The organism is Bacillus sp. 165 (genome assembly GCF_017742235.1).
GTDB lineage: Bacteria > Bacillota > Bacilli > Bacillales > Bacillaceae_G > JAGHKQ01.
Genome location: NZ_JAGHKQ010000003.1, coordinates 317,978 through 341,025 on the forward strand (window position 1 = coordinate 317,978; position 23,048 = coordinate 341,025).

Annotated in this window: 20 protein-coding genes, 3 pseudogenes and 3 other annotated features; of the genes and pseudogenes, 5 read left to right on the top strand and 18 right to left on the bottom strand. The window is 39.5% G+C overall.

The features are described 5' to 3' along the window. Positions 1-14 precede the first annotated feature (14 nt). Positions 15-260 (bottom strand) — a binding site (T-box leader). A gap of 365 nt (positions 261-625) precedes the next feature. The 10 genes and pseudogenes from J7Q84_RS06535 to tyrS form a co-directional block, all read right to left on the bottom strand. Next, positions 626-1,855 carry an MFS transporter gene (locus J7Q84_RS06535; RefSeq protein ID WP_209093721.1) on the bottom strand — a complete coding sequence of 410 codons (1,230 nt, stop codon included), beginning with the start codon at positions 1,853-1,855 and terminating at the stop codon, positions 626-628. A 30-nt stretch (positions 1,856-1,885) separates the two neighbouring features. After that, positions 1,886-2,347: an ArsR/SmtB family transcription factor gene (locus tag J7Q84_RS06540; RefSeq protein WP_209093910.1), complete on the bottom strand. Its 462-nt coding sequence runs from the start codon at positions 2,345-2,347 to the stop codon at positions 1,886-1,888. A gap of 306 nt (positions 2,348-2,653) precedes the next feature. Further along, positions 2,654-4,774, bottom strand: coding sequence for a CocE/NonD family hydrolase (locus tag J7Q84_RS06545; protein WP_209093722.1), 2,121 nt, complete (start codon positions 4,772-4,774; stop codon positions 2,654-2,656). Next, complete coding sequence (locus tag J7Q84_RS06550) at positions 4,775-5,938, bottom strand: dipeptidase (protein ID WP_209093723.1); 1,164 nt, start codon at positions 5,936-5,938, stop codon at positions 4,775-4,777. A gap of 16 nt (positions 5,939-5,954) precedes the next feature. Then, positions 5,955-6,926, bottom strand: a complete 972-nt coding sequence (locus tag J7Q84_RS06555; RefSeq protein WP_209093724.1) for an ornithine cyclodeaminase family protein — start codon at positions 6,924-6,926, stop codon at positions 5,955-5,957. A gap of 268 nt (positions 6,927-7,194) precedes the next feature. Continuing rightward, positions 7,195-8,883 (bottom strand): arginine--tRNA ligase, encoded by a 1,689-nt coding sequence (gene argS, locus J7Q84_RS06560; RefSeq protein ID WP_209093725.1) that lies wholly within the window; start codon positions 8,881-8,883, stop codon positions 7,195-7,197. A 38-nt stretch (positions 8,884-8,921) separates the two neighbouring features. Further along, positions 8,922-9,138: a binding site (T-box leader), on the bottom strand. A 28-nt stretch (positions 9,139-9,166) separates the two neighbouring features. Beyond that, a complete protein-coding gene (locus tag J7Q84_RS06565; RefSeq protein ID WP_209093726.1) occupies positions 9,167-9,958 on the bottom strand; it encodes a class I SAM-dependent methyltransferase in 792 nt (263 codons plus the stop codon). 16 nt (positions 9,959-9,974) lie between these two features. Further along, positions 9,975-10,721 (bottom strand): annotated as a pseudogene (locus J7Q84_RS06570) (metallophosphoesterase family protein). A 39-nt stretch (positions 10,722-10,760) separates the two neighbouring features. Then, a pseudogene (locus J7Q84_RS06575) lies at positions 10,761-10,916 on the bottom strand (GNAT family N-acetyltransferase); the annotation flags it as partial. 30 nt (positions 10,917-10,946) lie between these two features. Further along, positions 10,947-12,185: a tyrosine--tRNA ligase gene (tyrS, locus tag J7Q84_RS06580; RefSeq protein ID WP_209093727.1), complete on the bottom strand. Its 1,239-nt coding sequence runs from the start codon at positions 12,183-12,185 to the stop codon at positions 10,947-10,949. Positions 12,186-12,232: 47 nt separating this feature from the next. After that, positions 12,233-12,441 (bottom strand) — a binding site (T-box leader). 177 nt (positions 12,442-12,618) lie between these two features. Between tyrS and J7Q84_RS06585 the strand changes: the two genes are divergently transcribed. Then, positions 12,619-13,002: an SET domain-containing protein gene (locus tag J7Q84_RS06585; RefSeq protein ID WP_209093728.1), complete on the top strand. Its 384-nt coding sequence runs from the start codon at positions 12,619-12,621 to the stop codon at positions 13,000-13,002. 84 nt (positions 13,003-13,086) lie between these two features. On the opposite strand, the gene J7Q84_RS06590 is transcribed toward J7Q84_RS06585, so the two are convergent. From J7Q84_RS06590 to J7Q84_RS06600, 3 genes and pseudogenes are all read right to left on the bottom strand, one after another. After that, complete coding sequence (locus tag J7Q84_RS06590; protein ID WP_209093911.1) at positions 13,087-13,851, bottom strand: MerR family transcriptional regulator; 765 nt, start codon at positions 13,849-13,851, stop codon at positions 13,087-13,089. 162 nt (positions 13,852-14,013) lie between these two features. After that, positions 14,014-15,234 carry a phospholipase D-like domain-containing protein gene (locus J7Q84_RS06595; protein WP_247739117.1) on the bottom strand — a complete coding sequence of 407 codons (1,221 nt, stop codon included), beginning with the start codon at positions 15,232-15,234 and terminating at the stop codon, positions 14,014-14,016. A gap of 167 nt (positions 15,235-15,401) precedes the next feature. After that, a pseudogene (locus tag J7Q84_RS06600) lies at positions 15,402-15,770 on the bottom strand (cation:dicarboxylate symporter family transporter); the annotation flags it as partial. Positions 15,771-15,867: 97 nt separating this feature from the next. On the opposite strand from J7Q84_RS06600, the gene J7Q84_RS06605 reads away from it, so the two are divergent. The 3 genes from J7Q84_RS06605 to J7Q84_RS06615 are packed head-to-tail and all read left to right on the top strand — an operon-like array spanning position 15,868 to position 18,059. Further along, entirely contained in the window at positions 15,868-17,145 is a 1,278-nt protein-coding gene (locus J7Q84_RS06605; protein WP_209093729.1) for a Y-family DNA polymerase, read from the top strand. 16 nt (positions 17,146-17,161) lie between these two features. Continuing rightward, positions 17,162-17,512, top strand: a complete 351-nt coding sequence (locus J7Q84_RS06610; protein WP_209093730.1) for a YolD-like family protein — start codon at positions 17,162-17,164, stop codon at positions 17,510-17,512. A gap of 49 nt (positions 17,513-17,561) precedes the next feature. Continuing rightward, positions 17,562-18,059 carry a DUF5946 family protein gene (locus tag J7Q84_RS06615; protein WP_209093731.1) on the top strand — a complete coding sequence of 166 codons (498 nt, stop codon included), beginning with the start codon at positions 17,562-17,564 and terminating at the stop codon, positions 18,057-18,059. A gap of 178 nt (positions 18,060-18,237) precedes the next feature. Here J7Q84_RS06615 and J7Q84_RS06620 read toward each other — a convergent pair whose 3' ends face one another. Continuing rightward, positions 18,238-18,612 (bottom strand): MerR family transcriptional regulator, encoded by a 375-nt coding sequence (locus J7Q84_RS06620; RefSeq protein ID WP_209093732.1) that lies wholly within the window; start codon positions 18,610-18,612, stop codon positions 18,238-18,240. Between the two features lie 136 nt (positions 18,613-18,748). On the opposite strand from J7Q84_RS06620, the gene J7Q84_RS06625 reads away from it, so the two are divergent. Continuing rightward, positions 18,749-19,510, top strand: coding sequence for an SDR family NAD(P)-dependent oxidoreductase (locus tag J7Q84_RS06625; RefSeq protein ID WP_209093733.1), 762 nt, complete (start codon positions 18,749-18,751; stop codon positions 19,508-19,510). Between the two features lie 77 nt (positions 19,511-19,587). Here the strand turns inward: J7Q84_RS06625 and cuyA are convergent, their stop codons facing one another. The 4 genes from cuyA to J7Q84_RS06645 all read right to left on the bottom strand — a co-directional run bounded on the left by cuyA (position 19,588) and on the right by J7Q84_RS06645 (position 23,030). After that, a complete protein-coding gene (cuyA, locus tag J7Q84_RS06630) occupies positions 19,588-20,580 on the bottom strand; it encodes a D-cysteate sulfo-lyase (protein ID WP_209093734.1) in 993 nt (330 codons plus the stop codon). 80 nt (positions 20,581-20,660) lie between these two features. After that, positions 20,661-20,867, bottom strand: coding sequence for a DUF5316 family protein (locus tag J7Q84_RS06635; RefSeq protein WP_247739118.1), 207 nt, complete (start codon positions 20,865-20,867; stop codon positions 20,661-20,663). Positions 20,868-21,522: 655 nt separating this feature from the next. After that, positions 21,523-22,221 carry an ABC transporter ATP-binding protein gene (locus J7Q84_RS06640; RefSeq protein ID WP_209093735.1) on the bottom strand — a complete coding sequence of 233 codons (699 nt, stop codon included), beginning with the start codon at positions 22,219-22,221 and terminating at the stop codon, positions 21,523-21,525. Next, positions 22,218-23,030, bottom strand: coding sequence for an ABC transporter permease (locus J7Q84_RS06645; RefSeq protein ID WP_209093736.1), 813 nt, complete (start codon positions 23,028-23,030; stop codon positions 22,218-22,220). Before J7Q84_RS06645 ends, J7Q84_RS06640 begins: the two co-directional genes overlap by 4 nt. Between the last annotated feature and the right edge of the window lie 18 nt (positions 23,031-23,048).

The following is a 23,048-nucleotide window of genomic DNA, read 5'->3' on the forward strand; positions in this document are numbered from 1 at the left end:
AACCCGCCCCTGTAAAAAGGGACGGGTTCAACCGCGATACCACCCTAATTCTATTGAATCCTATCCGTTCATCAATAGCACTTAGCTAGCGTACTAACATACGCGTTCCTTTTAACGGTAGACCCCCGTTCAAGCTTACTCGATTTCAGCTTGACTTCTCAGAGAGGATATTCGGTCATACACTGAACACCGGCTTGCAGCTGACACCGGCTCTCTGGGGAACAGCGTTACGACTTACTTGTTCTCGTCAACGAATTTGTGTGCTTTTATTGCTAGCTATTATATGATGAAGAAGTTTATTTGTCAATCTATTTTGAATTTTCTTTATTCTATTCAACATCCCCACTCTTCCAAATTGAAAAATAAAAAGTGTAAAAAAGTGATAGACTGAATAAGTTAACTATACGCTTTGAGAAAGGTAAAAAAACATTTCAATATTCTAATCTTTATTTCAACATGGTTTGGAAACTTCCCTGTCCCGTTGATGGGATATGGTGCTTCTCCTATTATTGGCTATTTACTGATGCTAACTTGGTTTATAAAAGTAAAAAACATAGACTATCTTTCATAAAGATGTCCATGTTTTCTATGAATATTACTCCGTAAATTTCCTTACCTCACATACCTAAGCATCTACTCGAATGGATTCTGACTTCACTATTTGTTTTTCATCAAACACCTCTTCTTGGAATACAAGCGTGCACATGCATAATAAAATTGAAATCCCTACGATGCATATCACACCGATTACTATTGTTGTATGTATATTGGCAATTTGACCGGAGAATCCAATAATTAATGTCACCATGACTTGCAGGATGCTTTGGAATAATCCAAATACACTCCCTACACGTCCCATCATTTCAGTTGGAATATTATTTTGATACATGGTCATAAAGCCGGTGTTTGCTACCGATGAAAACATTCCTAGTAGTACAAATCCGAGTGCTGCTATAAAAAAAGTCGTAGAAAAAGCATATATAAGAAACCCTATTGACATGACCAGCATACCGAGACCAATCATATATTTCGTTTTCATATATTTATGAAACAGAGACACTATTAAAGAACCTGCTACATAGCCGCCTCCTGTTATACTAACCAATAGACTGTATTGAGATTCTTTAAGACCGATAACCTCCCGGGTGAACACCACCTCTTGTGAATCTAGAGCCATTCCAACTATTATTGCAGCTTGAAACAAGATATAAATAGTTATAAAGCCTTTTACACGCGCAGCAAATTGAAATACAAGTTTCCAGTCTGTCCGTAATGTACGAAACAAGTTAAGTGTTTTCGCAGACGCAGAAGGTTCAGAAGGATTTTCAATATTAGGCAAAAAGCTGATAATAATAGCCGATGCTAAAAAGGATATCGCATTACAATAGATTGCTATATTCGTAGAGCTATAAACAAGTAAAAGACCCGCAATGGCAGGACCCACTACTAACGACCCTGTTGTTAGTAAGCTTTGAAACGAATTGAACTGTTTTCTATTCTCACGCGGAACAAACATTGTAATGTATGTAGAGGATGCCGGATTGAAGACAGAACTCGCCATACCTATCAAAAAGAGACAAATGTACAGCCCCCAAAGCGATGATGATAAAATAAATGGAATGGATCCTACTAATACTGCTCGAATTATATCCATAATGATCATGAATTTGCGCTTATTCATTCGATCAATTAAGCTTCCAGCCCAAAATTTCGTACATATAGCTGCAATTGGGCTTATAATCCATAGGCCGGCTACTGCTGCCGGAGAACCGGTTTGGTTGAGTACCATAATGTTAAGCGCTACGAGATATATAAAATCTCCTAAAGTGGATATCCCAATCCCGGATAACAGCAAGCCTGGTTTTTACGTTGTTTTAAGTATAGCTCATTTGTCATATTCCATCTCCTTTTTTATACCGCAAGATACAGAATACTCTGTGCGGACTATGTTATCACTTTGATCCATATTCTCCCATCTGAGCAATAATTGCTCCAGTTCCCATAAGAATTGTTGTCTTTCTGACTCACTTAGCATAAGGTGGGTGGCAACATTCGCATTAAAGGCATTGTTTCTTTTCTCCTGCTGTACAACAAATCGCGTTGCTTTTGCTTTGTAATATTTTTCAATAATACCGCTGTTTTCTTTCGTTTCTACCAGGTCAATGATGCCGCCTTTATACAGCAGTTGGATATGATAATGGACGCTTCCCGGTGTTTTGTTAAGTCGCACAGCAACCTGCTTTGCAGTTAACGCCTCTGCCTGTAAAAGATGCACAATTTTAATGCGCAGAGCATTTGCGATCAGCTTCTGTTGATCGGCTGAAATTACTAATTCATTTTCTCCTATATACATACCACTCCTCCTTTATCATTCTAAATTTTTTTACGTTCTAATTTTTTAGAACACAAGTGTTTATCCAGAAAATTCTTACTAATATCCCTCCAAATAACTTGTACCGTTTAGTAATAATAGCTTTATATATGGGGAATTTAGATGGGTCTCTACGTTCTATAAAGCTACCTTTCTATAGTTTATAGTTTTCTAAATTTTTTACACTCTTGAAGTAACCAACATCCTCGTTAATGATGAAGAAAAAAACTGAGCAATACAAATTCACTGCTCAGCCTTTACTTCTATAATGTTTCGGATTTACTACAGCCTTCCATACAATACTGGCAGCATTACACAACTTGGATACTCCTTTGTATGATATACCTTTTGAGTAACTACAAGCGGGGCAGGTTCATCATAAGGGTTTTCACCGGTATTCGTATTTGGAAAAGCAACAAATTTACTGGATGAAGTAATAGTAAATCGAATTCGATGCCCTTTTTTAAAAGTATGGGCAATGTTTTGCATATAAATCTTATATTTTTCTATTTTTTCAGGTGTTAACAGCTCTGGTGAATCAAATCCATTGCGATATTTCGCCCTTACAATATAATTGGACAAACGGATAGAATTATTATGTTCGTCTACATCTGTTAAGGTTACCACCCAATCTGTATCTTTCCCTGTAGAGGAAGCATATAATTCTGCCGATAGTTCACCTGCAATCGCTACTTCTTCTTCTAGCACATCTGATGTATACACCAAAATGTCATTTCGAAGTTCATATTGTTTTAAATTCTCAGGTTCACGTTCACCACTGTCGTTCATTGGAAAAGTAGGATCATATATATAGCTGTCACTTACTTCATTCTCGTAAATCGCAGCTGTTAATCTCCCGTCTCCAAAGCTTGAATTTGCTTGTCCATTGCTCGTTAAGTAAAACGGTGTTACTGCCGCTTCAACAGGTGTCCAGTCATCAGACGTTTTCCACGTATTTTCACCAACCAAGTAATAGGAAGCACGGGGCTCTTTATCGATTCCATTCTCTACTCCTTTTAAATATCGGTCAAACCATTTCAACACATTAATATCATAATTATATACTACTGCATCGTTACTAAAGCGGATTCCTTGTAAGTCTCTTGCTCGGTTAGGTCCATGCTCCCAAGGTCCTAACCAAATTTTCCGATTTGCCACATCGTGCTCTGTCAGCATTCTCCACGTTTCAGAAACCCCGGGTCCATCCCCATCATACCATCCTGAAATAACAAACATCGGTACATTCACATATTTACCTCTCTCAGTGAATGTACAATTTTTCCAAAACCCATCATACTCTGGATGCTCACTCCAAATGTCCCACGGTCCAGAAGACTTTCCAATCATTTGCTGCGGAATGTCTTTTATCGGTCTAGCATCTACAGCCACTTCAGGATTCACCGTGATTCCTGCAAAAATATCGAAATCTGTTCTTGTTCCAACAGATTGTGCTAAAGTCCAGCAAAGAAGCGGCCATGAGCAAACAGTTCCCCCTCTTCTCACCGTATCTACAAATGGAGAACCCACATTTACCTCATTCACAACAGCTTTTAAATTAGGATGTCCACTAGTTGATGCTGCAGTTACAATATATCCAAGATAAGAGGCTCCCCACATCCCAACATCTCCATTGGACCAATTCTGCTTGATAATCCAGTCAATCGTATCGCTGCTATCGTCTCTTTCATAATAAAATGGGACTAGCTCCCCTTCTGAATCAGCTCGTCCGCGAACATCTTGCGAAACAACTGCATATCCTTTATTCGCCCAGCGCAGCAATATTTCTTTTCGCAAATGACGGTCATAGCAAGTACGAACAAGAATAGTCGGTAATTGTACGCCTTCCAGCCCTTCTGGTAAATATACATCGGTTGCTAGTTTGACCCCATCTCTCATTGGAATCAGATATGTACCTAAATCGTTTACACCATACTCAGGTTTAGACAACAACGGATCATCATATAAAACAAGCGGCGTTACTGTTTCATATCCTTCTTTCACTAGAATCTCCATGCCGCTTCTATTAGGGGCAACAAAGGCAATAATTTGTCCATCTGCAACAACAACATCTACAGCTGTCTCATTTCTTAATGCCCACACTTGTGAAGTTTTCCCAGTCGCCACATCAGAATACGTGATGTATCTTTCGAAGGTTTGCCCATTTTGCAGCACGACTTGTTCTCCTGACCAAATCCCATTTTCATAATGAGGCATATTTTCATGTATTGTTTTAAGAGGCATATTGTATTTATTTTGTGGTGATAATACAGATTCCTGCATTTGCGTCCGTCTTCTTCTGTCTACTGCCGCGTGCAAAATTTTTTCTTTTGTAAATCGTATTTTTCCATCATACACACCGGCGCAATAAAAGTTGAATATCGTTTCTTCTAAATATGGCTTCATTTATTTCGCCCCCCAAACTTCTGTAAACACTCGTAACCAGTTTTCGCCAAGTACCTTTTGAATATCTGTATCAGTATAGCCTCTTTTAATTAATCCCCTTGTAAAATTAAGAAATGAGCCGTATCGTTCAAATCCAATAATAGTTTCTGTAGATGGACCGTTCCCTTTCTCAAAACCTAATCGCGGAGCAATGTGCTCTTTAAAATAAACTAGTGACCATGTTACGTCACTCATTGGCCAATCTGTACCAATACCTACATGGTCAATTCCAACTAGATTGATAATATATTCAATATGATCTAATACATGATCAACAGTGGTTTTCCTAGGCTCATGGTGAATAAACCATGGCATTGCAAACACGCCGATTACTCCGCCTGTACCCGCAATCGCTTTTATTTCTTCATCACTTTTACATCGCATATGATGAAAAATAGACTCTACTCCTGTATGAGAGGCAATAACTGGTTTAGTAGAATAATAGCATGCGTCTAACGTTGTTTGTTTACCGCAATGACCTGTATCAACTACAATCCCCAGCTCATTTAACGTCCGTACGAATTCTATTCCAAAATTCGTTAATCCCGCATTTGATTTTTCTGCACATCCTGCACCGACAAAGTCTTGATTATTGTAAGTTAATTGAAGTACGCGTAAACCAAAGGCATGCAAGGTTTTGAGCAATTCTAAATTTTTTCCGATTCCAATTGTATTTTGCGAGGTAATAATGCCTGCCTTCTGATTATTCTGTTTAGCATGAATAATATCTTCTGCTTTTAACGCTTTTGATAACCAATCAAATGAATCAAACTGCTGCTGCACCTCAGTCATACTTTTAATCATACTTTCGTAATCTGTTAAATCCAGCTCTCGATTTCCTGCTGTAATTCCTGATTGATACCACTCATCTTTATACTCTGCGATTTCGTGGTTGATTGCCTTATTTAAGATAATCTCCCGAGGCAAACTGCTATATTTCATCGGATCACCTTTAAAAGGCTCGCATATCTCTTTTATTTCTTCCGAAAGACGAGAAGAAATTACACGGGGGGATAACGGTCCTTGAAACAATAAGTCTATGATAATACTTTCTTCATGAAGCTTCAGCGCTCTGTTTTCTTCCGCTTCTGTTAATCCGAATTCATACTGTAACAGCTGATTCATTCACGGTTTCTCTCCTTTAAAAGTTGATAGTTGTTCCTTTGTGAAGACGTACGGCTTTTTGATATATAAAATTAGCAGCAGCAAGATCCTCACATGCTAGTCCTAATGATTTAAATATTGTTGTTTGTTCCATCTCTGATCGCTCATATCCCTTCATAACTAACTCACTAAGCTCGCCGCATATATGATGCTCATCTATTACCCCTTCCTGTAATGGGATTAAATAGTCTCCTGCTTCGTTTAATGCAGATTCCATTTTATCCACATACAGCACTGAGCTCTTGACGAGATTGGAATCCAGTTCCCGATCTTTTGCCTTGCAAGCTCCCACAGCATTTATATGGGCACCTTGCTTCACCCATTCTTTCTGTAAAATAGGAGTTTTTGACGAAGTCACTGTACAAATGATATCGCTGTTATACACCGTTTCCTCTATCGTATCATATATTTGAATTTCAATATCTAACTTTTCTGACATTTCAGATTGGAATTTTTTTAGCCGTTCTTTGTTTTGTCCCCAGACTTTTATTTGTGTAATCGGTCTGACAAATAGCATTGCTTCCAAATGAGTTCTAGCTTGTGTACCCGTACCAAGTATGCTCAATGCTGCAGAATCTTTTTTACTCAGTAAATTTGTCGCTACTGCACTTACCGCTGCCGTACGGATTGCTGTAATATTTGTCCCATCTATCATTGCTTTAAAGCTACCATTACTAGAATCGAATAATAAAACGGTCCCTTGATGAGAAGGCAAAGCAGATGCATGATTATTATCAAAAACAGTGATTAATTTAGCACCGACAGTCTCCTCCGTTTTGAGATAAGCCGGCATAATTCCGAATACATTTTCTTGTTCTAGCGGAATTGCCGTTCGTACAGGTTGGATAATACCTCTCTTTCCTAAATCATGAAAGACTTTTTCCATTACCAATATGCAATCCCTCATTGACATTAATTCTCGTACTGCCTCTTTATTAATAACTAGCATAGTTTCCTCCTAGTGTTTACAATGTATAAAAAATGACTAATAGAACTTCTTATCTTTCAAAATTAAACGGTCGCAGTTGCGACCGTTTTTTAATCTATTGCATTCCTAATTAATGTAAGCTCATATCCAATGTATAGTAAGTATGACGATACCCAACATAATTCGTACGACTCTCCATGTGAATTCCCTTAGTCACCTTATGATGCACGTTCTACTCTAGAAAATCATGCAAATTCAAGAGTTTGCATTAAATCATTGCCCTGGCTCATTACATGTCCAGAGGAGCCTGCAGCCCAAGGAGATCTAATGCCCCTTTCAATACAATAGTCACTGCATAGACGAGCTGCAAGCGGCTTTGCTGCTCGTCATTGTCCTCCAATATGCGTACATTACCATAATACTTGTTGAACGCTTGAGCTAAGTCGAGTACATACTTCGCGATTTGGGATGGCTCGTAGCGTTCGAAGGCTCTTTCTAAAACTGCTGGAAATTCCTCTAATAGCTTCACGACACCCCAACTTAAATCATCGGTCAAGTTCACTGTGCGCTCTGCCGGTTGGAAATTTCCTTTTCGCAAGATGGAAAATGCACGGGCATGAGTATATTGTACATATGGCCCAGTTTCCCCTTCAAACTTCAGCATATTTTCTAATGAAAATTCAATGCTGTTTGTACGCTCATTTTTCAAATCTTGGAATATGATAGCCCCGACGCCGACTTGTCTTGCTGTTTCTTTCTTGTTCGGCAAGCTTGGATTTTTCTCTTCAATGTTTTTCTCAGCAAGCGCAATTGCTTCTTGAATGACTTCTTCTAGCAGCACGACTTTCCCTTTTCTTGTGGACATCTTTTTGCCGTCCTTTAAAATGAGCCCGAACGGTATGTGAGACATACCTTCTACCCACGAATAGCCCATTTTCTTGAGCACCGCAAAAAGCTGTTCAAAATGCAAGCTCTGCTCACCGCCTACTACGTATAAAGCACGATCAAATTGGTACGTATTTTGTCTGTAAATCGCTGCTGTTAAATCACGGGTAGCATATAAGGTTGCTCCATCCGATTTTTTGATTAAGCATGGCGGTAATTCCTTTTCTTCAATAGTTACCACCTGTGCGCCGTCAGACTCCACTAATAGCTGCTTCTCTTCTAAAAGCTTTACCATATCGTCCATTTTATCATTATAAAACGCTTCGCCGTTAAAGCTGTCAAAGGAAACACCAAGCAGCTCATAAATACGAGAAAACTCTTGCAGCGACTCTGTTCTGAACCATTTCCATAAGTGCGTCGCTTCTTCATCTCCATCCTCTAGCTTTTTAAACCATGCCCGTCCTTCTTCTTCAAGGTCGGGATTCTCTTTCGCGTCTTCATGAAATTTTACATACAGCGTAAACAATTCTTTAATTGGATTTTGCTTAACCTTCTCTTCGCTTCCCCATCGTTTGTATGCAGACATTAATTTCCCGAACTGCGTTCCCCAATCTCCTACATAATTAATCCCTACTACCTCATAACCGCATTTTTCAGAAATGTTGTAAAGAGCATTTCCGATAACAGTAGAGCGCAAATGTCCCATAGAAAATGGTTTGGCAATGTTTGGAGACGAAAAATCGATGATAATTGTTTTTCCTTTCCCAAATGCGTGTGCTCCATATGCATCTTTTTCTTTAGTGACAAGGGATATAATTTCATTGCTGACCCTTTGACGGTTTAAAAAAGCATTTATATAAGGCCCTACTGCCTCTATTTTTGTCAGCATAGGTGATTCAATAGTGTTTGCTAGTTCCTGTGCAATCACTACAGGAGATTTGCGTAAGGACTTTGCCAGTTCAAAGCAAGGAAATGCTAAATCGCCGTGTTGTTCATGCTTTGGAATTTCAATTACAGATTCAATCTTCTCAAGCTGCATATATTCATGCAGCTTTTGATGCAGCGCTTCTGCGAATACCGATTTGTAGCTCATATTCATCCTCCTTTATAATAAAAAAATCCCGTCTCTATAAAAGAGACGAGATTACTATTCCCGTGGTACCACTCTTGTTGTTCTGTAACAGAACCACTTTACTCTTGTTAACGAGGCCCGCCCCGGCTTGCTTTACTGGTGGTTCAAGCAAGCATCTCCAAAGTGCGCTTCATTATTTCCCTTGCATCGGGCTTTCACCGGCCCCGATTCGCTTTGGCATTAGAAAATAACTACTCTCTTTATCCTTGACATTACTTATTTTCTTATTGTTCATTATACAGCTTTAGTTTGAATTTTCAACTAATTTTTCAATAAATCCGTAATGAAATTTAGACGACCTTCTAATCAATTGATGAAACCCATACTTCTGAAAACGGGGACTGCGAAAATGATCCTTTAAGACTACTCGCCGCTTGGCTACCCGCATTGCCTCTGCTATGATTGCCTCTGTTATATCATCGTATAAGGCGAAGTGCTTTAATCCACGTATTCCATCCGATTCTAGTATGCTTTCATCAAACATTGGGTCTAAATAGATCACGTCAATCGAATGCTCAGGGCAAGTTTGCAGATACATCAAGTGATCGCTCTGGATAACCTGAATGCGTTTCATCGCTTCATTGATTTCTCGTACCTTAGCATCCCATTTCTGCAATCCAATTGAAACGAGAAATGCCATAAACGGATTTGCTTCTATTCCTGTTACACTCCCTTTTTCTCCAACAACAAAGCTTGCCACAATACTGTCCGACGCCATGCCGAGTGTACAATCAAGAAACGACATTCCTTCTTTAAGCTTCGCTGCGTCGATAAAAGGGTCATGTTCTCCCCTCATGAGCCGTTTCACACGAAACATAGAGGAATTCGGATGAAAGAAAAACGATTCTTCCGCTCCGTACGGATATATTTCTAAGCGGTTTTTGCCTACTACGAGCACATCATCTTGAAACCTTGTATGTAAATCTGCCACAGAGTCCTCGTTTCGAGTATGCCACTTAGAGCTTAAGGCAGCGGCAACGTCTTTTGCATAGGTTATCATATTTTCATTCGTTTTTCCTGCAGTTGTTATAATCATTACACTCACCTTTTACTTACTTTCGCATTTGATCACCGTGGAATATTTTCAGAATAAATTCACGGTCCGGTACTTGCAGCTGTTCGTACGACAGCAAAAATACAGTATTATCATAATTAGCTCTCACAAAGCTAACTTCTATTTTTCCTTTTTCTATATTCACTATAGCATACCGTGCAGTTGATGTATTATTGCACCCTAACGAACCTGGATTCGCATACATTGTTTTGTCGCCGTTAAAATAATGTAAAGGATGATGATGGCCAAAACAGATTAAATCGTACTTACAGTTAGAAAATAACGCTTCTTTATTACTAAGACTAGGTTCTACTATAGTATGAAACGGATCTTGACTGATGTGGGCATTTAATTTCTGATGTTCAATATGATAATGGCTAAATAAAATAGAATGGCCTTCAATACTTTGTTCTATCCTTTGAGGTCACGATTCTAGCTTAGGCAGAAAGGACGAATCCATCCTTTCTGCAATCCATTGGTGATGCTGTTTGGCATACGCATGGCTTTTCGGATGTTTTTCGCCCTTTAGAAGAGTCATCACGGCTTCATCATGATTACCTGTAATCATCGAAATATCACTTCTAGACAATAACATTTCCAGTACCTCATTTGTATCAGGTCCTATTGCTATCATATCCCCTAAGCAATAAATTTGCTCAATATCCTGTTTGTTATCAATTTCTTCAAGAACCGACTGTAATGCAGGCACATTCCCATGAATATCTGCAATAATTGCGAACTTCATACTCGTCTGAATCTCCTTTGCACTTGGCAGTATGCTAGATTACTTTAGCTGCTTATAATAAAACACGGTTGGATGTAATTCTCCATTTGCTGATTTAGCAAATGCAGGAATTTTACCTGCTTCTACATATCCCATCGAGGAGTACAGCTTGTTAGATGGATCTCCTTATCTTGTATCAAGAACTAGAAGCGACCTGCATTCAAGCTACCTGCAAGATTCCACCCCTTATAAGCAAACCTTAACAAATTTGCGTTTCCCTGCCTGAATAATATCATGCTGTTTGAGATGAAGTTCCAATTTCGGGTCCTCCACTTTCGTTCCGTTTATCTTTACACTTCCTTGTTCAATTGCTCGCCTTGCTTCTCCGTTGCTCGAAGCAAAACCAGCCTCTACCAAGGCTTTTACAATCCAGATGGGGTTTGCAGAGAATTGAAACTCTGGAACATCTGCTGGTACAGATCCTTGCTGAAATACAGTGTTCCAATGCCGCGCTGCTTCTTCTGCAGCCGCTTCACCGCAAAATCGCTGCACAAGCTCCTTCGCCAGACGCAGCTCCGCATCTCTCGGGTGTAGAGATCCCTCCTGCAACCCTTTTGTTAGTTTCTTAAGCTCATCAAGAGAAATACCTGAGACAAGTTCAAAGTATTTTGGTATCAGATTGTCAGGAATCGACATCGCCTTACCGAAAATCGTGTTCGGCTCCTCGTCTACGCCAATATAGTTACCAAGGCTTTTGGACATTTTTTGAACACCGTCCAATCCTTCGAGCAGCGGCATCGTGATTGCTACTTGCATTTCTTGTGAAAATTCCTTTTGTAATGTCCGTCCCATCAGCAAATTAAAGGTTTGGTCTGTCCCACCAAGCTCAATATCGGACTGAAGAGCGACAGAATCGTACCCTTGCATAAGCGGGTAGAAAAATTCATGTATGTGTATCGGTTTATTTTCCTTGTATCGCTTCGTAAAGTCTTCTCGTTCAAGCATACGAGCCACAGTCAAGCTCGAGGCTAGCTTTATTACATCGGCAAACTGCAGAGGAGCAAGCCATGCAGAGTTATATACCACTTCTGTTTTACTCGGATTCAGCACTTTAAAAAGCTGCTGGACGTAGGTTTTAGCATTTTCTTGCACTTCCTCTTGCGATAATTGCTTCCGTGTAACTGATTTTCCGGTCGGATCGCCAATTTGTGCGGTAAAATCGCCAATTACGATCTGAACTTGATGTCCAAGATCTTGCAGTTGTCTAATCTTTTGGAGCACCACTGTATGCCCTAAATGAATATCCGGAGCCGTAGGATCCAGCCCGAGTTTGATTCGTAAAGGAGTGTTTGTGGCCACAGACTTACGAATTTTTGCTAGCAACGAATCTTTTGGCACAATTTCCGCAACGCCGCGCTCAATAATTTGAAGCTGACGAGTTACTTCCTCTTCTTGTTTTACACTTAACTCTCCATTTTTGCTCATATACGTATCCCTCCTTATATATTGAGAACACAAAAAATCCCCATCCCATGCGGGACGAGGATTTACTCGCGGTACCACCCAGCTTATTGGCCAACTGCCAATCACTCTTACACAGATAACGGCGTACACCGGCAGCTACTACCGCAGCTGCGCCTCCAAAGACGTAACTTCCCCAAACGCTGTGACCGGTTCCCACCTACCACCGGCTCTCTGTACACTCACACGTATGCGTACTACTCTTTATCATCGGCTACTTTAGATTAAAACGTATTATAAACGTCCAGTGATTGACACGTCAATCACATTCTATCGTTTTTCATCAATACAAACAAACAATATTGAAAGAAAATTTAATCAATTGCTTTTATCAACATTTACTGGCAAACTTAAAGATATAAAAGATTCCATAGAAAGAAATGTATAGGTGACTATTATGATTGAAGTAAAAACTTCCACACTCAGCAATGGAGAATTCAATAGAGGAGTATTTGCTACACAAGATATAGCAAAAGGTCAGCTTATTCATGAAGCACCTGTTATTGCTTATCCGAATGAAGAACATGTGCATATTGAGAAAACACTACTTGCTGATTATGCATTCGAGTACGGGATAAACCATACTGCTATTCTTTTAGGCTACGGGATGCTTTTTAACCATTCTTATCAGCCTAATGCCGATTATGAAATCAACTTCGATAATCATACGTTTGATTTCTATGCTTACAAAGATATAAAAGCAGGAGAAGAAATTTTAATCAACTATAATGGTGAAGTCGATAACGAAGATCCTCTTTGGTTTAATAAAGAAGAGGAATAACTCTATGCATTGTATTCATGCACCAATGCGAATGTTAAACAAAGCAAAGGAGAAACCGCGGAGCATCTGCGGCTTCCCCTTTGCTTATTTCTTCATCCCAATATAAATGTAAATAGCATCTCTTAGAAATTCCGCTGCCCCCGGCTGCTTGACATCATAGTAAGCCTTAAACCGTTCATCCTCTACATACATCTGGGCAAGGCCTGCATGCGCCTCTTTACTATATTCACTCCAATAAAACATTAACCACTTTTTATGCAAGTCTGCCGCTTTTTGAGCAATATCACTTGCGGGGTCGCCTGTTTGGAATGCTTCGGTTAACGTATTGATAACTTCCTCCGCCAGACGCGTTACTTCTTCGTGTTCTGCTTGTGTCATATTTTTCAGCTTTTCATTAGATTTGTTAACAGTGTCATCCCCATATTTCTTACGAATTTCTTTCCCGTACTTTTTCTCGTTATCGTCAATTATCTTTTGTTTAAACCCTTCGAATTTTTCTTTATCGGTCATTATGATTCTCCCTTCGTGTAATGCTATTGTTTTTTCTACATTGGCAATCAGTACATCTAACTGTCTTCGTTTGTCAAGGAGCTGTTCTCGATGTTCGATTAGAGCTATAGTACCATTAAAGGCAGGAGCGGTCATAATTTCCTTAATACGATCTAAACTGACTCCTAGCTCTCTGTAAAATAGAATTTGCTGCAATCTGTCAACTTCCGCCTCTCCATAAATGCGGTATCCTGAGGAATTGATTCTTGCCGGCTTAAGAATCCCAATTTCATCATAATACCGAAGCGTTCTAGTGCTGATTCCCGCCAATTTTCCCAGCTTCTGCACTGTATATTCCATCATTTCCCCTCCTGACAATATAACAGTACACCTTCACGTAACGTGAAGGTCAATGCCTTTTATTCATTTTTTACTGACAAATACCAGGAAATGAACCGTAAACGCTAAACTTCCCTTCAATAAATTCCATAAGAAAAAGTATGGTGTTACCCATACTTCGTTTTATAAATAGGATGCTATCATTTTCGCAAGCCATTCCTTTGCTTTCTCTTTTAAAGATAGATGGCTTACATAAGATGAGTTGATGCGCTTAGCATTTTGCAAATCTCGTTGAATATACGGTTGCACTTTACGGATATACTCTGCATCGTAAATATAACAATTCATTTCATCGCTTGAGTGAAAAGAACGCGCATCAAAATTTACCGTTCCAACCATTAACACTTTCTCATCAATCATGAATACCTTTCCATGCAGCACGCCCTTTTTATATCCATATACCTCTATTCCTTCCGACAAAGCTTTTCGAATATATGGATACGCCGCCTGTTTTACCAAAAGAGCATCTGAATGAGGAGACCACAAAATTTTAATCTGAACGCCTCTCTTCCTAGCATCCCGCAGCGATTTCCAAACTCTCTCATCCTTTGGTATAAAATATGGAGTTAGAATCGTAATAGATGTTTGTGCCTGCTGAAACATCTTTTCATAGCTCTGTACTATGCCGTCTCCTTTGTATGCAATAAGCTGATGTGCGCTTGTCCCTTGCTTGTTTGTCACTTCTGCTTTTGATATCGTTTCTCCAGTATTATCCTTCCAATCACTCTCAAATAAGGCTTCTAAATCCTGCACCCCTTCCCCGCTTATTCGAAGCTGATAGTCTCGCCAGTGACCAAGCTTTTCTTTTTCACCTAAGTACTTTTTACCGATGTTAAATCCGCCGATATATCCAATTTCCCCATCGATAACGGTGTTTCTTCGATGATTCCGATGGTTTAGAGAAGAAAACAAATAGGGGAATTTCGGCTTATTGTAATACATAAAATGCACGCCCTCTTGCTCCAGTGATTTCCTTTCTTTCTGTTTTAGTAAAATTCCGCCTAATCGATCTACTGCATAGTACACCTCTACGCCTTGGCTGCTTTTTTCCTTCAATAGATCTAAAAATTGATGACTGATTTTATCATCTGCTATAGAAAAGAAATAAATATGTATGTAGCTCTTTGCTTGCTTTATATCATCAAACAACTGCTTATACAAAGCTTTTCCGTCAGTGTATAAGCTCAAATCGCTTTTTCGGAGCGGATACTCAATCGGTTTTTCCTCAAAAATGCCTCTTTTCTCTGCCGCAATTCTATCGATTTGATTCCAAGCCAATAAAAGCAAGCAGATTCCAATGATTATAAAAAAGAGGTTACGGACAAATTTGCCTAGTTTCCTCATCAGTATTCCTCCTTGTGATGATTAACTTTTTTATCTTTTGCCATAGGAGGAATACTATTCTATATGATGAAGAAATTTCTTCCTTTGGACGAATCACTGTTTTGTCCCTTCAGTAAAAAAAGGCACAACAGGGTGTTCTCCTTTGGTGCCTTCTTCGTTTTTATACTTTACGCCGCCTGTCTGGCAGCTGCTTTTTTTATCCAATCTTTCCCTTCGATGAAACGAGTTACAAGCATCGCTGTTACTGTGTTTCCTGTGCTGTTAGGCAAGGTTGCTGGAGCATCAATAATAGTAGAAATAGCCGCGATAATAGGCAATACTTCCGGAGAAAAGCCGTAAATGGAAACAATCAGCATTTCACCGATCATCCCGCCTCCAGGAATAGCACCCATCACAGCTCCAACTAACAAAGCTACCCCAAGAATGCTTAAAATACTCGTTGCTGAAGTCATATCCTTACCAAATAAGCTAAATAAAAATACAATTTTTAAAATACCGCCGATGACCGAACCATCTTTATGTGTGTTAGCACCTATATGATAAGTTTCTTTGTAAATAATTTCATATTCCTCTTCATAAGAACAAATGTTTGGTGTATAATAAGAACAAACGTTCTATAACGAGGTGTTGACTATGTATGAATATGGTTACGACAGCTATCAAAATCGCATCATTCTTTGCATTGATTTAAAGAGCTTTTATGCCAGTTGCTCCTGCCTTTCCATGGGGCTCGACCCTCTCACTACTAAATTGGCGGTGGTCGGTGATGTAACAAGATCTGGATCCATTGTGTTAGCTGCAACCCCGCCATTAAAAGCATTAGGAATTAAACAAGGTTCTCGATTATTTGATATTCCGCAGGAGCAGGATATTCACGTTGTTAATCCTTCTATGGCACAATACATACACGTTTCAAAACAAATTACGAGCATTGCTTTACAATACACAGCTCCAGAAGATTTTCATCAATACAGCATTGACGAGATGTTTCTCGATGCTACACAGTCTATACATTTATTTGCCAAAGCACCGTATGAACTGGCACAGCATCTCATTTCTACTATTCGTGAGCAAACAGGTATACCAGCAGCGGCAGGAATTGGACCTAACTTGTTACTGGCAAAGATAGCACTCGATAGAGAAGCAAAGAAAACAAAGCAGAGCATAGCCCATTGGACTTACGATGATGTACAAACAAAGCTTTGGAGCATTCAACCTCTTTCACAATTTTGGGGCATCTCTGCCAACACGGAAAAAAAATTAAATCGATTAGGCATATTTTCAGTTAAGCAATTAGCCAAGTCATCACTCGAATTATTGAAAAAACACTTCGGTATCATAGGAGAAGAGCTGCATCGGCATGCGAACGGGGTGGATGAAAGCCGGATAGCAAATCTTTATATCCCGTCCAGCAATTCCATCGGAAAAAGCCAAATTTTACTTCGTGATTATATGCAACTCAGTGAAATACAAGTAGTTCTCCTCGAACATATCGAAGAGGTTTGCTTCCGATTGCGGAGCCAAAGAAAGCTTGCCAGAACGATTCAATTCAGTATATCGTACAGCCGGGAATGGGGAGCTGGTGGCTTTTCACGTATGCATACACTTGAAGAACCCACAAACCTAACAATGGAATGTTACAAAACGTGCTTACAAATACTGCAGGAATCTTATACTGGAGAGCCTATACGGAAGCTTTCCGTTTCCTTGACTAACTTAATTGATGATGATGAAGTGCAGCTTTCACTCTTCAAGCATGGCCTACGTCGTGAAAAGGAACGTAATTTGGCTTTTACAGTAGATGAAGTTCGCAACAAACACGGTAAAAATAGCCTGTTACGAGCTGTTAGTTACACAGCAGGCTCAACCGTACAATATAGAAATACCCTTATCGGCGGGCATAAAGCATAGAAAGGAGCGAATGAAAATGGAGCGTGGAATGAAAAAATGGCGGCCGTTTGCCGCCATGCCGGAGCAGTTTGAAAGAATACAAGAGCTAGTGGAGGCGCAAAATCAAATGAAGCATCCTGTCTTAGATGAGCAACGGTTACAGGAATTAAATGAAATTATCGACTGTTCTATGGCAGAAACGCAAGCATTATCCTTTCGTTACTACAAAAAAGGCTATATCCGCATGATTGTCGGGTATATTCATTATTATGATGAATACAAAAAGCAGCTTCGTATTATGGATTTGCAGCAGCAGCCGCACATATTACCTATCCATCAAATTACTGATGTAGAAACAGTAGAAATGAACACATACAAATCATTCTGATGCCTCTTGTATATGCTAGAATAGAAGTAATCATAAGGAGGAGGAAGAAATGAGTCAGGAAACAATCACATGTCCAGGATGCGGAGCGCTTCTTCCTCAACAGGGTATAGAAGGGCCTGCTCGTTATAACACATCAGGCGAATGCTATGCAGCCTATAGTGAACTGAGCGGATATACGATGGGCAAGCAAGATATACATTTTATGCATCAGCATGCTATCGACACTTACAGTGCACAGCATGCGGGAAGTGATGTTAAAACTATCACAGTTGCATTCTCTTTAATCGGACTTTATTATGCCATTGAGCATGGCTATACGGGAAAGCAGGTGCAGCGTGTACATATGCTGTTGGCTCAGCAGAAAATCACCTGGCCATCGTTATCGCTCCCGAAAAAACCGTATTCCTTCACTGTTATAGACGTGTTACATGCAGCACCGGGTAAACACTGGGACGATATGCTGAAAAAGTGGATGCTTGATGTGTGGATGTGCTGGGAGCACCAACATACCTGGATTCGAAGCATTTCGCAAACATTGTTACACTAAACTGAAAAGGACCTTCGATAACTGAAGGTCCTCTGCAGCAACTCAAACTACCAATAAAGAAAAAACACTGACGATAGAAAAGTACTTTACTATGTAAAAGCTTTCCTCATACATAATTACAGTTCCATTGTTATTTTACCTCATCCATGCTTTCGTAAATGCCCAGATCGTTTCACTCCTAATATTTCATGCTGTGTTGTTTGTGAATCCACTCTTTATATACAGCGATTTTATTCTCCAGCATCTTTTCTGTAGCCGCTAAGGTTTTAATTTGATTCTGAATGGAGCTTTTATGATGTTCTAAAAGCTCCAGCCTTGCTTGCGTTGTATGCTCTCCTTCTGTATACAATTGAGCATATTTCCTTATTTGTGCGACCGGCATTTGTGTCTCTTTTAGCTTCATCACAAAGCGCAGCCATGTTAAATGCGATTCATTGTATACTCTATCTCCACTCTCGTTTCGATCTGCCGTAATAATGTTTTCCTTTTCATAATACCGTAACGTGTGTGTGCTTACCCCTAATAATTTAGCTACTTCGCCAATGGTGTACATAAAAGCCTCCCTATGTCGTATACTTCCTTTATCGAAATAATATATTTGACTTAGAGTTTACTCTAATCAGTATACTCAAATTGTGATTCACTCACGATAAAATAAACTATTTCTAATAAACCTAGGAGGAATTCATATGAAATATACTGTTATTACAGGTGCCAGCTCAGGGATTGGATATGAAACCGCTTTAGCTTTCGCTTCTCGTGGAAAAAATGTAATTCTTGTAGCACGCAGAACAGAAGAACTAGAGAAATTAAAGTCTGAAATCGAAAAGATGAACCCTAACGTAGATGTTGTTATCCGAACAGCTGACCTATCTATTCCTGAAAATGTGCATGCACTGTATAAAGGACTTCAAGATTTTCAACTTGAAACGTGGATTAACAATGCGGGATTCGGCAACTTCGCTTCTGTTGCAGACCAAAATTTAAACAAAATAGAAACTATGCTGCATTTGAATATTGAAGCCTTAACTATTCTGTCGTCTCTGTTTGTTCGTGATTATTCGAATGTAGAAGGTACGCAATTAATCAATGTTTCATCAGGTGGAGGATATACAATCGTGGCAGACGCGGTTACTTACTGTGCTACCAAATTTTATGTCAGTGCATTTACAGAAGGTCTTGCACATGAACTGAAAGCGCAAAACGCCAAGATGCAAGCAAAGGTGCTAGCGCCTGCTGCTACAGAAACAGAATTTGCACAACGTTCATTGGACCTTGAGCATTTTGAATATAGTGGTGTAGTACCAAAGTTTCATACTGCAAAAGAAATGGCAGCATTTATGCTGGAATTATATGATAGTGATAAGATTGTAGGAATCGTAGATGGCATTACGTATGAATTTAAGCTACAAGACCCTATTTATCCGTATGCTGTAAGAGCTAGGAAATAAACAAGGATCTTTGCTTGCCATTACCCATCAGCAGGAGTCTTCCATACTGATGGGTAATGAAATATTTACACAGCGTTTTAGTAAAAGAGAGCCGTATTGGCATATAACGCAGGAGATCCACCTGAGTGTACAAATAAAATATTATCCTCCTGTTTGAAGGTGCCTTTATGTATTAAATCGATAAGCCCAGCCGCTGCTTTGCCAGTATAAACAGGATCAAGTAAAATTCCTTCTGTTCTTGCCATAAGCTGAACTGCTTCTACCATTTCCGGTGTAGGTATAGCATAGCCCTCTCCGACATACTCATCAAAACACGTTATCACTTCTCGCGGGATTGAATTTATGCCAATGTGTACTGAAGTTTCTTGAACAAGCTGAAACACTTTCTCTTCTTGTTCGGCTTTTCCCCTGCTTACATTTATCCCCATTACGGGTATGTGACTTTGGCTAGCGTAAAGCCCGCTCACTAAGCCTGCATGCATTCCTCCGCTACCACTTACACACACGACAGCGTTTATATCAATTTCTTGCTCAAAGGACTGCGTTAAAATTTCCTGTGCACATGCAGCATATCCCGTTGCACCAATAACATTAGAACCTCCAACCGGAATTATATAAGGACGACAGCCTTCTGCAGTTGCTTCTTTCGCTGCTTTCTGCATTTCTTCCATCAAATTTGTGCCATTTGGAACAATTTTAATATGTTCAGCACCGAGCAAATGATACAAAAAATAATTCCCGTTAAAATCCGGCTTAGAGCTTTTTGAAAGCCCTTCTTCCAGCACAAGAATGCATTTCATTTTTTCCTTCACAGCAGCAGCTAGTGTTAAACGGCAGTGATTCGATTGAATGCCTCCACATGTAATGAGCGTGTCCGCTCCCTTTGTAAGCGCGTCAGCCACAAGGAATTCTAGCTTTCTTGTTTTATTTCCACCTGCCGCCAAACCTAGTAAATCATCTCGTTTCATATAAACATTTGGACCTCCAAGAACTTCAGAAAAATGCTGCAGCTTCTCAATAGGTGTATACACTTCTGTATAACGCCGCCTTGGAAATTTTGCTAAATTCATATACAATCTCCTCCTGTATTGCTAGTAACAAAAAACGTCTGCAGTCCCGCTTCTATTATAAAGAAACATACTTCCCACTCTTAAAAGTAATATAATACCCCCGATAATGCTAATAAAAGTACTCCAATCAGTCCGCTCCACAAAGAAATACGTGTTCTGAAATCCCGATGCTCTTTAGTTTCAGAATGAAAATTTGCCCGCTGCTGATTACCATTTTTCCAAGCCCCTACAAATATACCGGAAATCACCATGAAACCAATTCCAGTCCAAAGAAATATCGCAGCCAATTTTGTTTTCTCCCATTTCTTCGTTTAATCCAATCTTACTTTAAACAGGAATAAAAACTCTATTTTAAAAGAATATCGTGCACTTTCCTGACCCTACTCGTCTTTCCGTTATAGTAAATGTATCAGTTTCACTCATTTTATCGACTTCTTTCCTTCCATTCATGTCTACCGCTTATATGCCTTCTGCATATGATGTTAAGTTAATATATACGAGATATACTCATTCCAAAATTCCGTATTAAGCGCTTACAAATTCTATCATATTTCCCTATAACAACATCATTCTTTTTTCTATATACTACTTGATTCTGCTGTTTATCCCCTTTCCCTTTAGTTTGATTTTTCAGAAAATTAAACTATCTATCATTTGTTATATCTTTACTGTTTATATAAATAAAATTAATGTTTTTTAAGCTGGTATTAAGAAAATCTTATATACAAAAAAACTGTGAATCTTAGCTATCCTCAACTCCTAGCTACGACTCTATATGATAATGACTTTATAATACTGAACAAATAGAAAGAAGAGCATTTAGTACGATACTCGCTGCATACTCTACAAATACAAAAAAGGAGCCTCTACTGATAGACTCCTGAAGCGTTATTTACCCTGCACTTAATCAAAAATTTCCTTATTTTAATATTTTTAAGTTCTCTATGCTTGGCGATGCAGATGCAGCAGATGCAATGTTTTGTCTTCTTTACTCCCTGCTCCTTCTATGCATTGAGTCACTGCACCGTCTTTCATAAATAAAATATGATCTCCTACTTCTGCCGCAACATCCATCATATGCGTAGAAAACACAATAATAGTACCCTCTCTCTTTAGTTGCAGCAAGATTTCCACGAAGGCATTTACCCAAAACGGGTCCAACCCATTTGTAGGTTCGTCTAACAACAATAGTTTAGGCTTACCTATACATGCTTGCGCAAATAATAACCGCTGCTTCATTCCTTTAGATAAATGCTTGACAAGCTCCTTTTTCTTCTCAGCCAGTCCGACCTTCTCCAACACCTCTTGTATATGCTTCTCCTCTGTCTTTCGTAGCTTTGCATAAAAAGAGAGAAACTCCTGAACCGTCATCATTTGCTGGGCATGAAAGTCATCGGGCATATATCCAATTTGTGAAACATAGGCATTTCTATCCTTGCATAACTCAATATCCTGTAATACGACTGTACCAGAGGAAGACTTTAAAGTACCCGCCAAAATATGAAGAAGGGTGCTTTTTCCCGCCCCATTTCCCCCGCAAAGTACAACACACGTTCCTTTAGCTGCCTGAAAAGAGAAAGAGGAAAGCGCTTGTTTCGTTTTATATTTCTTTGAAACTTGGGAAATTTGTAAAAGTGTCACTGCATTTTTCTCCTTTCTAAGTTCCAGGTAGAGAGCATCAAAGAACAACCGGTGTATACTACCATATATAAGGCAAGAACTCCCCATGAAACCCCAGTTTGCAAGAATGTAACCAAACTATCATAAGCCTGCCCGAATACTGCTCCTCCACCTAGCTGAACGACAAACACGATGCGAAGGAGTTCAGCCGGATTCAACAGCAACGCCATTTTCAAAAGCAGCCCAATCATGGGATATGGCACTAAGCCGAGAATGGCTATAAGTGCCGACGGCCATATCATGATGAGAAAGAACCATATACCAACTGAAATCGTTAAAGCTTGCCATCTAGTTGTGACAAACGCACCAATTACCAGACCGATGGTAAGAAAGAAAAACATCAATGCTACTGCAAATAAATAGAGAGCACATACCCATTTTACAGACAAGGCACTCCCGCTCAGCAAGCCAATCATCAGACTAATGCCGAAGCTAAGTGTAAAGATAGTAGCTTGAGCTGTGAATTGTCCTGCTAATTTTCCAGTGACATAAGTAAAAGAAGAAATAGGATATGTGCTCAAAAGCCGCCACTGTCCGTTTTCCATCTCGTTTGCGACCGAAAAAGACCCGATAATGAGCATAAACAACGGTACGATGTAAATGACTAAATTTGCGATTGTTCCTGTCATGTTTGTGTATCCTGTTAAGGAGGGTGTGTTTCGCTCTAGCAGAAACAACAAAGACAAAATACTTACCCATAACAACACAAACGTGTACGATGAACGCTGCCTTATGGTCATACGCCACTCTGAGCGCCAAATATTTCCCATACAATCCCTCTTCTCCGT

Excerpts from the sequence above, each read along its gene's own strand:
- J7Q84_RS06590 (WP_209093911.1), bottom strand. The coding sequence starts at position 13,851 with ATGGAATATACAGTGCAGAAGCTGGGAAAATTGGCGGGAATCAGCACT.
- tyrS (WP_209093727.1), bottom strand. The coding sequence starts at position 12,185 with ATGAGCAAAAATGGAGAGTTAAGTGTAAAACAAGAAGAGGAAGTAACT.
- J7Q84_RS06585 (WP_209093728.1), top strand. The coding sequence starts at position 12,619 with ATGATTGAAGTAAAAACTTCCACACTCAGCAATGGAGAATTCAATAGA.
- J7Q84_RS06555 (WP_209093724.1), bottom strand. The coding sequence starts at position 6,926 with ATGCTAGTTATTAATAAAGAGGCAGTACGAGAATTAATGTCAATGAGG.
- J7Q84_RS06550 (WP_209093723.1), bottom strand. The coding sequence starts at position 5,938 with ATGAATCAGCTGTTACAGTATGAATTCGGATTAACAGAAGCGGAAGAA.
- cuyA (WP_209093734.1), bottom strand. The coding sequence starts at position 20,580 with ATGAATTTAGCAAAATTTCCAAGGCGGCGTTATACAGAAGTGTATACA.
- J7Q84_RS06610 (WP_209093730.1), top strand. The coding sequence starts at position 17,162 with ATGGAGCGTGGAATGAAAAAATGGCGGCCGTTTGCCGCCATGCCGGAG.
- argS (WP_209093725.1), bottom strand. The coding sequence starts at position 8,883 with ATGAGCTACAAATCGGTATTCGCAGAAGCGCTGCATCAAAAGCTGCAT.
- J7Q84_RS06645 (WP_209093736.1), bottom strand. The coding sequence starts at position 23,030 with ATGGGAAATATTTGGCGCTCAGAGTGGCGTATGACCATAAGGCAGCGT.
- J7Q84_RS06605 (WP_209093729.1), top strand. The coding sequence starts at position 15,868 with ATGTATGAATATGGTTACGACAGCTATCAAAATCGCATCATTCTTTGC.
- J7Q84_RS06565 (WP_209093726.1), bottom strand. The coding sequence starts at position 9,958 with ATGATTATAACAACTGCAGGAAAAACGAATGAAAATATGATAACCTAT.
- J7Q84_RS06545 (WP_209093722.1), bottom strand. The coding sequence starts at position 4,774 with ATGAAGCCATATTTAGAAGAAACGATATTCAACTTTTATTGCGCCGGT.
- J7Q84_RS06625 (WP_209093733.1), top strand. The coding sequence starts at position 18,749 with ATGAAATATACTGTTATTACAGGTGCCAGCTCAGGGATTGGATATGAA.
- J7Q84_RS06615 (WP_209093731.1), top strand. The coding sequence starts at position 17,562 with ATGAGTCAGGAAACAATCACATGTCCAGGATGCGGAGCGCTTCTTCCT.
- J7Q84_RS06620 (WP_209093732.1), bottom strand. The coding sequence starts at position 18,612 with ATGTACACCATTGGCGAAGTAGCTAAATTATTAGGGGTAAGCACACAC.
- J7Q84_RS06595 (WP_247739117.1), bottom strand. The coding sequence starts at position 15,234 with ATGAGGAAACTAGGCAAATTTGTCCGTAACCTCTTTTTTATAATCATT.